The 12108-nt window shown below is 71.2% G+C and carries 7 protein-coding genes and 1 tRNA gene; all 8 read left to right on the forward strand.

Annotated features, from left to right (window positions below; translation table 11 throughout):
* Positions 1–2 precede the first annotated feature (2 nt).
* Positions 3–1262: a tryptophan synthase subunit beta gene (gene trpB / locus ASH01_RS13565; protein ID WP_056776578.1), complete on the forward strand. Its 1260-nt coding sequence runs from the start codon at positions 3–5 to the stop codon at positions 1260–1262.
* The gene (gene trpA, locus ASH01_RS13570; protein WP_056776581.1) at positions 1259–2059 is read left to right on the forward strand and encodes a tryptophan synthase subunit alpha; all 801 of its coding nucleotides are present in this window, start codon (positions 1259–1261) and stop codon (positions 2057–2059) included. The genes trpB and trpA overlap by 4 nt, the downstream gene beginning before the upstream one ends.
* On the forward strand, positions 2056–3132 hold the full coding sequence (gene lgt / locus ASH01_RS13575; protein ID WP_056776584.1) for a prolipoprotein diacylglyceryl transferase: 1077 nt from the start codon (positions 2056–2058) through the stop codon (positions 3130–3132). Before trpA ends, lgt begins: the two co-directional genes overlap by 4 nt.
* 202 nt (positions 3133–3334) lie before the next feature.
* The gene (gene gltB / locus ASH01_RS13580) at positions 3335–7900 is read left to right on the forward strand and encodes a glutamate synthase large subunit (protein ID WP_056777720.1); all 4566 of its coding nucleotides are present in this window, start codon (positions 3335–3337) and stop codon (positions 7898–7900) included.
* Positions 7893–9350 carry a glutamate synthase subunit beta gene (locus ASH01_RS13585; RefSeq protein WP_056776586.1) on the forward strand — a complete coding sequence of 486 codons (1458 nt, stop codon included), beginning with the start codon at positions 7893–7895 and terminating at the stop codon, positions 9348–9350. Before gltB ends, ASH01_RS13585 begins: the two co-directional genes overlap by 8 nt.
* A 185-nt stretch (positions 9351–9535) precedes the next feature.
* Positions 9536–10993: a pyruvate kinase gene (gene pyk / locus ASH01_RS13590; RefSeq protein ID WP_056776589.1), complete on the forward strand. Its 1458-nt coding sequence runs from the start codon at positions 9536–9538 to the stop codon at positions 10991–10993.
* 137 nt (positions 10994–11130) lie between these two features.
* Positions 11131–11213: transfer RNA gene (locus ASH01_RS13595), tRNA-Leu, on the forward strand.
* A gap of 155 nt (positions 11214–11368) precedes the next feature.
* The gene (locus tag ASH01_RS13600) at positions 11369–12070 is read left to right on the forward strand and encodes an ANTAR domain-containing response regulator (RefSeq protein ID WP_082619827.1); all 702 of its coding nucleotides are present in this window, start codon (positions 11369–11371) and stop codon (positions 12068–12070) included.
* Positions 12071–12108: the final 38 nt, after the last annotated feature.

Consider the following 12108-nt stretch of genomic DNA (forward strand, 5'->3'; position numbering starts at 1 on the left):
GCATGACCACGACATCCAACGTGCCGGCATACGGCCGCTTCGGGGGTTTCGGCGGACGCTACGTCCCCGAGGCGCTCATCCCCGCCCTCGAGCAGCTCGAGGAGGTCTGGCGCAAGGCCGTCGTCGACCCGGAGTTCGTCGGCGAGCTCGAGCGTCTCCAGCGCACCTACACGGGGCGGCCGAGCATCATCACCGAGGTGCCGCGTTTCGCCGAGCACTGCGGCGGCGCCCGCGTCATCCTCAAGCGCGAGGACCTCAACCACACCGGTTCGCACAAGATCAACAACGTCCTCGGCCAGGCCCTGCTGACCAAGCGCATGGGCAAGACGCGCGTCATCGCCGAGACCGGTGCGGGCCAGCACGGCGTCGCGACGGCCACGGCCGCTGCCCTGCTCGGTCTCGAGTGCGTCGTCTACATGGGCCGCAAGGACACCGAGCGCCAGGCGCTCAACGTCGCGCGGATGCGCCTGCTCGGCGCCGAGGTCGTCGCGGTCGACAACGGCAGCAAGACGCTCAAGGACGCCGTCAACGAGGCGTTCCGCGACTGGGTCGCCAACGTCGAGACCACGCACTACGTCCTCGGCACCGTCACCGGGCCGCACCCCTTCCCCGAGATGGTCCGCGACTTCCACCGCGTCATCGGTGTCGAGGCGCGCCAGCAGGTGCTCGACCTCGTCGGTCGGCTGCCCGACGCCGTCCTCGCCTGCGTCGGCGGCGGCTCCAACGCGATGGGGATCTTCCACCGCTTCATCGACGACCGCTCGGTCCGGCTCATCGGGTTCGAGGCGGGCGGCGAGGGCGTCGAGTCCGGCAAGCACGCGGCGCGCTTCTCGGCCGGCATCCCCGGCGTGCTCCACGGCGCCTTCACCTACGTCATGCAGGACGAGGACGGCCAGACCGTCGAGTCGCACAGCGTCTCGGCGGGTCTCGACTACCCCAGCGTCGGACCCGAGCACGCCCACCTGCTCGAGTCGGGGCGCGCGGAGTACCGCCCGATCAGCGACGTCGAGGCCATGGAGGCCTTCTCGCTGCTCTCGCGCACCGAGGGCATCCTGCCCGCCATCGAGAGCGCGCACGCGCTCGCCGGTGCGATGAAGGTCGGCCGCGAGCTCGGACCCGACGCCGTCCTGCTCGTCAACCTCTCGGGGCGCGGCGACAAGGACGTCCACACGGCGGCCGAGTGGTTCGGCCTCATCGGCGACGACGGCTCGCCGCGTCTGCCGGAGGACGACGGCGCCAAGGGCATGGGGGAGCAGCAGTGAGCGTCGCCACGATCATCGAGAAGTGCCGTGCCGACAACCGCGCGGCCCTCATCGGCTACCTCCCCGTCGGCTTCCCCTCGGTCGAGGGGTCGATCTCCGCCATGAAGGTCCTCGTCGAGTCCGGCGTCGACATCATCGAGATCGGGGTGCCCTACAGCGACCCGGTCATGGACGGGCCCGTCATCCAGGATGCCGCCGTGCGGGCCCTCGCGGCCGGCGTGCACCTGACCGACATCTTCACGGCGGCGCATGAGGTCTCGGCCGCCGGCGCGGGTGCGCTCGTCATGACGTACTGGAACCCCGTCCTGCGCTACGGCGTCGAGCGCTTCGCCGCCGACCTCGCCGCCGCCGGGGGAGCCGGGCTCATCACCCCTGACCTCATCCCCGACGAGGCCGGCGACTGGATCGCCGCTGCCGACGCCCACGACCTCGACAAGGTCTTCCTCGTGGCCCCGAGCTCGACCCCCGAGCGCCTCGAGGCCGTGACCTCCCAGTGCCGTGGCTTCGTCTACGCGACCGCAGTGATGGGCGTCACCGGTGCGCGCGCCAGCGTCGGCGAGGCCGCCGACGCCCTCGTCTCACGCACCCGCGAGCACACCGACCTGCCCGTCTGCGTCGGGCTCGGTGTCTCGACCGGCGACCAGGCGGCCCAGGTGGGCCGCTACGCCGACGGCGTCATCGTCGGCTCGGCGCTCGTGCGCTGCCTCACCGAGGCCGACTCCGACGAGCAGGGCCTCGAGGCGCTCGGCGCCCTCGCCCGCGAGCTCGCCGACGGCGTCCGCCGGGGCCGGTCATGAGCCTGCTCGCCGGGGTCCCGGCCGCGCTGGGCGCCGTCCTGCCCACCGACATCCCGTCGCCGAGCGTCGGGGTCTGGCACCTGGGCCCGCTGCCGATCCGCGGCTATGCCTTGTGCATCCTCGCGGGCATCGTCGTCGCCGTCTGGCTGACGCAGAAGCGGCTCGAGGCCCGTGGGCACCGCAAGGGCGTCGCCATCGACATCTCCGCCTGGGCGGTGCCGTTCGGCATCGTCGGCGGACGCATCTACCACCTCATCACGACGCCGCAGCCGTACTTCGGCGAGAACGGCCAGCCGTGGAAGGCGTTCGCCATCTACGAGGGCGGCCTCGGCATCTGGGGCGCCGTGGCGCTCGGCGCCGTCGGCGCGTGGATCGGCTGCCGCAAGAACGGCGTCGCCTTCCGCGACTTCGTCGACGCCGCCGCTCCCGGGCTCGCGATCGCCCAGGCCATGGGCCGCTTCGGCAACTGGTTCAACAACGAGATCTACGGCGCGCCGACCGACCTGCCGTGGCGGCTGCGCATCTACGAGTGGGACACCTCCCTCGGCCGGGCCGTCGTCGACGCTCAGGGCAACCCCGTCGTCAAGGGCTACTTCCACCCGACGTTCCTCTACGAGGCCCTCTGGTGCCTGCTGCTCGCGGCCTTCCTCATCTGGCTCGGCCGGCATCGCCGGCTCAAGGCGGGCCAGGTCTTCGCCGCCTACGTCATGGGCTACCCGATCGGCCGCATCGTCATCGAGAACATGCGCACCGACTCGGCCAACCTCATCCTCGGTCAGCGCGTCAACACGTGGGTCTCGATCCTCGTGTTCCTGCTCGGCGTCTACCTGTGGCGGCGCTTCGCCCGGATGGAGCAGCCCCCGGTCCCGGTGTCGCCGGACGACCCGACCCTTGAGGGGGCGGGGGACCACCCCGACGAGAAGGACGACGCGGCGGGTCGCGAGTCGGCGGAGGAGCCGACCGACGAGCCGGGCGCCGACGACCCCGAAGATCCTTCGGTGCAGACCGGCTCGGACCGGCCGAACGACACCGTGGGCAGCGACGCGAAGGTGGACCGTCCGGCGCAGTCCTGATGCGGTCTGCATCACGTCCCGACCGTGGCCGTGAGCACGGCGTCTCACGATTCGGAATCCGCCGTATCAACAGGTAGGACGAGCGGTCCCTCCGATATCGTCGTCAGCAACGCCTGTGGCCAGTGCCGTCCACATGCCCTCAGTCATGTCGCGTGGCCCCGTCGCGGTCGCCCGCCTGGGACCCAGCAGAAGGACGGTGAAGATGCCGCCGCACACCCGCACCCGTGCCCTCTTCAGTGCACACCCGGAGAACTCCGGTCTCTACCGACGCGAGTTCGAGCACGACGCCTGCGGTGTCGCCCTCATCGCGACGATGCGGGGGACGGCCGGTCACGACATCGTCGACCACGCCCTCACGGCACTGCGCAACCTCGACCACCGTGGTGCCACGGGCGCCGACCCGCTCGTCGGTGACGGCGCGGGCATCCTGACGCAGATCCCCGACGAGTTCTTCCGGGCGAACGTCCCCTTCACGCTCCCCAACAGCGGGGCGTATGCCGCCGGCATCGCCTTCCTGCCCCCCAACCCCATCGAGCGGGCCGCCGCCAAGGCCCGCATCGAGGAGATCGCGGTCGCCGAGAACCTCAAGGTGCTCGGCTGGCGCGAGGTCCCCGTCGAGGCCGACCTCGTCGGCACCGTCGCGCGCGACTGCATGCCGTTCTTCGAGCAGCTCTTCGTCAGCAGCTCGATCGGCCGCCAGGTGGCCCTCGGACTCGACCGCCTCGCGTTCTGCCTGCGCAAGCGCGCCGAGCACGAGGTCGACGTCTACTTCGCCTCGCTCAGCTCCCGCACCATCGTCTACAAGGGCATGCTGACGACCGGCCAGCTCGAGCCGTTCTTCCCCGACCTGTCGGACCCGCGTTTCGCGAGCGAGCTCGCCCTCGTGCACTCGCGTTTCTCGACCAACACGTTCCCGTCGTGGCCCCTCGCGCACCCGTACCGGTTCATCGCCCACAACGGCGAGATCAACACCGTCAAGGGCAACCGCAACTGGATGCACGCACGCGAGAGCCTGCTGACGTCCGACATCATCCCGGGCGACCTCGAGCGGATCTTCCCGGTCTGCACGCCGGAGGCGTCCGACTCGGCGAGCTTCGACGAGGTGCTCGAGCTGCTCCACCTCGGTGGCCGTTCGCTCCCGCACGCCGTGCTCATGATGATCCCCGAGGCGTGGGAGAACCACGCCACGATGGACCCCGCCCGCAAGGCCTTCTACGAGTTCCACTCGACCTTCATGGAGCCGTGGGACGGCCCGGCCAACGTCTGCTTCAGCGACGGCACGCTCGTCGGGGCGGTTCTCGACCGCAACGGCCTGCGTCCGGGCCGCTACACCGTCACCGACGACGGCCTCGTCGTCCTCGCGTCGGAGTCCGGGGTGCTCGAGCTCGACCCGCGGACCATCGTCCAGCGGGGCCGGCTGCAGCCCGGGAAGATGTTCCTCGTCGACACCGAGCACGGCCGCATCGTCAGCGACGAGGAGATCAAGAGCCAGCTCGCGGCCGCCAAGCCGTACGCCGAGTGGCTCCACGCCGGTCTCATCCGCCTCGAGGACCTTCCCGAGCGCGAGCACATCGTGCACACGGCCGCCTCGGTCGCCCGGCGCCAGCAGACCTTCGGCTACACTGCCGAGGAGCTGCGCATCCTGCTGACGCCGATGGCCCGGTCGGGTGGCGAGGCGCTCGGCTCGATGGGCACCGACACGCCCATCGCCGTCCTGTCGTCGCGGCCACGCCTGCTCTTCGACTACTTCACCCAGCTCTTCGCGCAGGTCACCAACCCCCCGCTCGACGCGATCCGCGAGGAGCTCGTCACCTCGCTCGGCACGTACATGGGCCCGGAGGGCAATGCGCTGTCGGCGTCCCCGAGCCACGCCCGGCAGCTCGTCCTCGACTTCCCCGTCATCGACAACGACGAGCTCGCCAAGATCGTGCACATCAACGCCGACGGCGACCTGCCCGGCTACGCCACGCACGTCGTCCGCGGCCTCTACGACGTCACCGGGGGAGCGGCCGCCATGCGCGACCGCCTCGAGGAGATCTTCGCCGAGGTCTCGCAGGCGATCCGCCGCGGAGCCCGCTTCGTCGTGCTCTCCGACCGCGACTCGGGCCGTGACCTCGCGCCCATCCCGTCGCTGCTGCTCACGGCTGCCGTCCACCACCACCTCATCCGCGAGAAGACCCGCACCCAGGTGGGTCTGCTCGTCGAGGCCGGCGACGTGCGCGAGGTCCACCACGTGGCCCTGCTCATCGGCTTCGGTGCCGCCGCCGTCAACCCCTACCTGGCCATGGAGACCGTCGAGGACCTCGTCCGGGCGGGCGAGATCGAGGGCGTCACGGCCGAGAAGGCCGTCGCCAACCTCATCAAGGCGCTCGGCAAGGGTGTCCTCAAGGTCATGTCCAAGATGGGCATCTCGACCGTCGCCTCCTACCGCGGCGCCCAGGTCTTCGAGGCCATCGGCCTGGCCCAGCCGCTCGTCGACCGCTACTTCACGGGCACCGTCAGCCAGCTCGGCGGCGTCGGCCTCGACGTCATCGCCCGCGAGGCGGCCGAGCGCCATGCCCGGGCCTACCCGCCGGACGGCGTCCACCAGCCGCACCGCACCCTCGAGGTGGGCGGCGAGTACCAGTGGCGCCGCGAGGGCGAGCCGCACCTCTTCGACCCCGAGACGGTCTTCCGCCTCCAGCACTCGACGCGCCAGCGCCGCTACGACATCTTCAAGCAGTACACGGGGCGCATCGACGACCAGACGTCCCGGCTCATGACGCTGCGCGGTCTCATGGGCTTCCGGCCGACCGGGGTCACGGGCCGGCTGCCCGTGCCGATCGAGGAGGTCGAGCCGGTCAGCGAGATCGTCAGGCGCTTCAACACGGGGGCGATGAGCTACGGCTCGATCTCCAAGGAGGCGCACGAGACCCTCGCGATCGCGATGAACCACCTCGGCGGGCGCTCCAACACCGGCGAGGGCGGCGAGGACATCGACCGGCTGCTCGACCCCGAGCGCCGCTCGGCCGTCAAGCAGGTGGCGTCCGGACGCTTCGGCGTCACGAGCCTGTACCTCACCCACTCCGACGACATCCAGATCAAGATGGCGCAGGGCGCCAAGCCCGGCGAGGGCGGGCAGCTGCCCGGGCACAAGGTCTACCCGTGGGTGGCCAAGACGCGGCACTCGACGCCCGGCGTCGGGCTCATCTCGCCGCCCCCGCACCACGACATCTACTCGATCGAGGACCTGGCGCAGCTGATCCACGACCTCAAGAACGCCAACCCGGCGGCGCGCATCCACGTCAAGCTCGTCTCCGAGATCGGTGTCGGCACGGTCGCGGCGGGCGTGTCCAAGGCGCACGCCGACGTCGTGCTCATCTCCGGCCACGACGGCGGCACGGGCGCCTCGCCGCTCACCTCGCTCAAGCACGCGGGCGCGCCGTGGGAGCTCGGCCTCGCCGAGGCCCAGCAGACCCTCGTGCTCAACGGCCTGCGCGACCGCATCGTCGTCCAGGTCGACGGGCAGCTCAAGACCGGTCGCGACGTCGTCGTGGCTGCGCTGCTCGGTGCCGAGGAGTTCGGCTTCGCCACCGCTCCGCTCGTCGTCTCGGGCTGCATCATGATGCGCGTCTGCCACCTCGACACCTGTCCGGTCGGCATCGCGACCCAGAACCCCGAGCTGCGCTCGCGCTTCTCCGGCAAGCCGGAGTTCGTCGAGACCTTCTTCGAGTACATCGCGGAGGAGGTGCGCGAGCACCTGGCCTCGCTCGGCTTCCGCTCGATCGAGGAGGCCGTCGGCCAGGTCGGCAGCCTCGACCTCGACAAGGCCATCGCGCACTGGAAGGCGTCCGGCCTCGACCTCAGCCCCATCCTCGCCGTCGCCGACAACCCGACCGGTGGCACGCTCCACCAGTCGGCCACGCAGGACCACGGGCTCGACAAGGCGCTCGACAACGAGCTGCTGAGCCGCGCCCTGTCGGCCATCGAGTCCGGCGAGGCGGTGCGCACCGAGATCGCGGTGCGCAACGTCAACCGCACCGTCGGCACGATGCTCGGCCACCACGTGACCAAGGCGCACCCGCACGGTCTCGCCGACAACACGATCGAGCTGACGATGACCGGGTCCGGTGGGCAGTCCTTCGGCGCCTTCCTGCCGGCGGGCGTCACGATGCAGCTCTTCGGCGACGCCAACGACTACGTCGGCAAGGGACTGTCGGGCGGCCGCGTGGCCGTCCGGCCGCACCGCGAGGCCACCCTCGTTGCCGAGGAGAACGTCATCGGTGGCAACGTCATCGCCTACGGCGCGACGACCGGGCAGCTCTTCCTGCGCGGCATCGTCGGCGAGCGCTTCTGCGTGCGCAACTCCGGCGCCCATGCGGTCGTCGAGGGTGTCGGCGACCACGGCTGCGAGTACATGACCGGTGGCACGGCCGTCGTGCTCGGCCGGACCGGTCGCAACTTCGCGGCCGGCATGTCCGGTGGCCTCGCCTACGTCCTCGACCTCGACGCCGACCTCGTCAACCGCGAGATGGTCGACCTCATGCCGCTGCGGCCCGACGACGAGGGGCCGCTCCGAGAGCTGCTCGAGGGCCACGTCAGGTGGACCGAGTCGCCGGTCGCGCGAGCGCTGCTCGACGACTGGGCGGCGGCGCGCGAGCGCTTCACGCTCGTGCTCCCGCGCGACTACCAGCGTGTCCTCGACGTCCGGACCGAGGCCGAGGCGCAGGGCCTCGACCTCGACGGACCCGAAGTGTGGAACCGGATCATGGAGGCTTCCCGTGGCTGACCCCCAAGGCTTTCTCACCACCCGCGAGCGCGAGCTCCCGCCCCGCCGTCCCGTCCCCGTGCGCATTCGGGACTGGAAGGAGGTCTACGAGGAGCAGGAGCTCGGCCAGCTCCAGCGCCAGGCCGGCCGCTGCATGGACTGCGGCATCCCGTTCTGCCACTCCGGCTGCCCCCTCGGCAACCTCATCCCCGAGTGGAACAACTTCGCCTGGCGCGGGGACTGGTCCGACGCCATCGAGCGGCTCCACGCGACGAACAACTTCCCGGAGTTCACCGGCCGTCTCTGCCCGGCGCCGTGCGAGACGGCGTGCGTGCTCGGCATCAACCAGCCGGCCGTGACGATCAAGCAGGTCGAGGTCACGACGATCGAGCGCGCCTTCGACGAGGGCCTCGTCAAGCCGCTCCCGCCCGAGCGCCTGTCCGGCAAGACGGTCGCCGTCGTCGGGTCGGGCCCGGCCGGTCTGGCGGCCGCCCAGCAGCTGACGCGCGCGGGCCACACCGTCGCCGTCTTCGAGCGCGCCGACAAGCCCGGCGGTCTGCTGCGCTACGGCATCCCCGAGTTCAAGATGGAGAAGTCGGTCCTCGACCGGCGTCTGGACCAGATGACGGCGGAGGGCACCCGCTTCCGCAACGGGATGGACGTCGGGGTCGACATCACGGGTCGCCAGCTGCGCGACCGATACGACGCCGTCGTGCTCGCGCTCGGGGCCACGGTCCCGCGCGACCTCGACGTCCCGGGTCGCCGGCTCGGCGGCATCCACCAGGCGATGGACTACCTCCCGCAAGGCAACCGGGCTGCGCTCGGCGCGCAGGTTGAGGGCCAGATCCTGGCCACCGACAAGCACGTCATCGTCATCGGCGGCGGTGACACCGGTGCCGACTGCATCGGCACCGCCCATCGACAGGGCGCGGCGTCCGTCACGAGCCTCGAGATCATGCCGCAGCCGGGGGAGGACCGCCCCGGCACCCAGCCGTGGCCGACCTACCCGATGCTCTACCGCGTCGCGAGCGCCCACGAGGAGGGCGGCGAGCGCCTCTACGCCGTCAGCACGACGGAGTTCGTCGGCGACGACGACGGCAACGTCGCGGCGCTGCGCCTGACCGAGGTCGAGTTCGTCGACGGCCGCCCGACGTCCAAGCCCGGCACCGAGCGCGAGATCCCGGCCCAGCTGGTCCTGTTCGCGATGGGCTTCCTGGGCCCGCAGGGTCCGGGGGTCGTCGAGCAGCTCGGTGTCGCGCTCGACGAGCGCAGCAACGTGCAGCGGGACAAGAACTTCATGAGCTCGGTCCCCGGCGTCTTCGTCGCCGGCGATGCCGGCCGCGGCCAGTCGCTCATCGTCTGGGCCATCGCCGAGGGGCGCGCCGCCGCCGCCGGCGTCGACGCGTGGCTCACCGGTTCGAGCTCGCTGCCGCGTCCGATCGGCCCGAGCGACCGCCCCGTCACGGTGTGACCGCGCCGGCCGACATCCGGCCACCCCGCCACACCCGGACGTATGCCGTGTCGCCACCTCGGCGACACGGCATACGCTCATGATCACCCTGAGCCACAACGGAGCCCGCGCCGACGACGCCGCGGGGCGTCCCACAGGACGAACCCACGTGGTGACCCACGTCACAGCACCCATAAGGTTGAAGCATGCGTCGCGCCAAGATCGTCTGCACGATCGGACCCAAGACCTCATCGCCCACCCAGCTCCGCGCCCTCGTCGACGCCGGCATGGACGTCGCCCGACTCAACCTCTCCCACGGTGACCACTCCGTGCACGAGCAGGTCTACCGCGACTGCCGCGCCGCGAGCGACGCGTCGGGACGTGCCGTCGGCATCCTCGTCGACCTCCAGGGCCCCAAGATCCGCACCGGGCGCTTCTCCGGCGGTCCGGTGACGCTGAGCCCCGGCCAGCGCTTCACCATCACCACCCGCGAGGTCGACGGCGACGACAGCATCGTCGGTACCACCTACGACGGCCTGCCCGGTGACGTGACTCCGGGTGACGTCCTGCTCATCGACGACGGCAAGGTCATGCTGCGCGCGATCGAGGTCACCGACACCGACGTGCTCACCGAGACCGTCATCGGCGGCCAGGTCAGCAACAACAAGGGCATCAACCTGCCCGGCGTGGCCGTCAGCGTCCCCGCCCTGTCCGACAAGGACCGCGAGGACCTCCGCTTCGCCATGCGTCTCGGCGTCGACATGATCGCGCTGTCGTTCGTGCGCTCGGCCGACGACATCGTCGACGTGCACGCGATCATGGACGAGTTCGGTGAGCGCATCCCGGTCATCGCCAAGATCGAGAAGCCGCAGGCCGTCGACAACCTCGAGGGCATCGTCGCGGCGTTCGACGGCATCATGGTCGCCCGCGGCGACCTCGGCGTCGAGATGCCCCTCGAGGACGTGCCGCTCGTGCAGAAGCGCGCCATCGAGCTGGCCCGTCGCGAGGCCAAGCCGGTCATCGTCGCCACGCAGGTCCTCGAGTCGATGATCGAGAACCCCCGCCCGACCCGCGCCGAGGCCTCCGACGCGGCCAACGCGGTGCTCGACGGCGCCGACGCGCTCATGCTCTCCGGCGAGACGTCCGTCGGCGCCTGGCCGATCGACTCGGTGCGCACCATGGCGCGCATCATCGAGTCCACCGAGGTCCACGGCTACGACAAGATCGCCCGGATGAAGACCAACCCCAAGACGGTCGGGGGTGCGGTCACCAAGGCGGCGGCCGAGATCGGCGAGGTCGTCGGGGCGAAGTTCCTCATCACCTTCACCGAGACCGGTGGCTCGGCGACGCGGATGGCCCGCATCCGACCGCGTCTGCCCATGCTGGCCTTCACCTCCGAGCCGCGCGTCCGCTCGCGCCTCGCGCTCGTCTGGGGCATCGAGACCTACCTCGTGCCGCGCATGCACCACACCGACCAGTTCGCCATGCAGGTCGACCTCAAGCTCATCCCCGAGGGCCGCATCGCCGAGGGTGACCGCGTCGTCATCGTCGCCGGCTCGCCCCCCGGCATCCCCGGCTCGACGAACGCGCTGCGCGTCCACCGCGTCGGCGACGCCGTCAACCGGGCGGCCCCGGCCTACCGGCCGGAGGAGGTCACGAGCTGAGCTCGTCCGACCCGCACGACAGCAAGACCACGGATGCCGCCGGGCCGGCCCGGCGGCATCCGTGCGTCCCCGGGAGGGCCGGGCGGCCACCGGCCGCGGCTCCCGCGTCGTCACGGGTATGCTGGCGCGGCACTCCGGCCGGGGTGGTGGAATGGCAGACACGGGGCACTCAAAATGCTCTGGCCGCAAGGCCGTGCGGGTTCGAGTCCCGCCCTCGGCACCGTTGGTCGCCCGTGGCCCCACGTCCGGCCCCACGTCCGGCCCCCACGTCCGGCCCCCACGTCCGGCCCCCACGTCCGGCCCCGGGCCTGACCGCGACGCGTGGTTGACGGTCCCGAAACGCGCCGGAAACGTGGCCCCGGCTACGCTTTGCCCGTGAGCACCGACGAGAGCACGACCCCCAGGCCGACCCCCGCCACCGCCGCCGAAGCCTCCGCGGCTCCGGCCGCCCCCGAGGCGACGCCGGCACCCGAGGACGGCGGCAGCGCCACGCCGGTCAGCGGCGCCACCCGCATCCTCGTCGCCGAGGACGAGGCGCTCATCCGTCTCGACCTCGTCGAGATGCTGGGGGAGCAGGGCTACGACGTCGTCGGCCAGGCGAGCAACGGCGAGCAGGCCGTCGAGCTCGCCAAGGAGGTCAGGCCCGACCTCGTCATCATGGACGTCAAGATGCCCGTCCTCGACGGGCTCTCGGCCGCCGAGCAGCTCCACGAGGCCAAGCTGTGCCCCGTCATCATGCTCACCGCGTTCTCGCAGACCGAGCTCGTCGAGCGGGCCCGCGACGCCGGGGTCATGGCCTACATCGTCAAGCCGTTCACCGCCGACGACCTGCGGCCCGCCATCGACATCGCGACGTCGCGCTGGCAGGAGCTCAAGGCCCTCGAGGCCGAGATCGCCGACCTCGGCGAGCGGCTCGAGACGCGCAAGCTCGTCGACCGCGCCAAGGGCGTGCTGATGAGCCAGCTCAAGCTGAGCGAGTCCGACGCGTTCCGCTGGATCCAGAAGACCGCGATGGACCGCCGACTCGGGATGAAGGAGGTCGCCGAGGCCGTCATCAACGGCTTTCCGGCGTCCTGACGCACGCTCGACCGCACATCGTCCGGCGTCCCGGTCCG

The organism is Terrabacter sp. Soil811, assembly GCF_001429655.1.
In the GTDB taxonomy this organism is placed as follows: Bacteria; Actinomycetota; Actinomycetes; order Actinomycetales; family Dermatophilaceae; genus Terrabacter.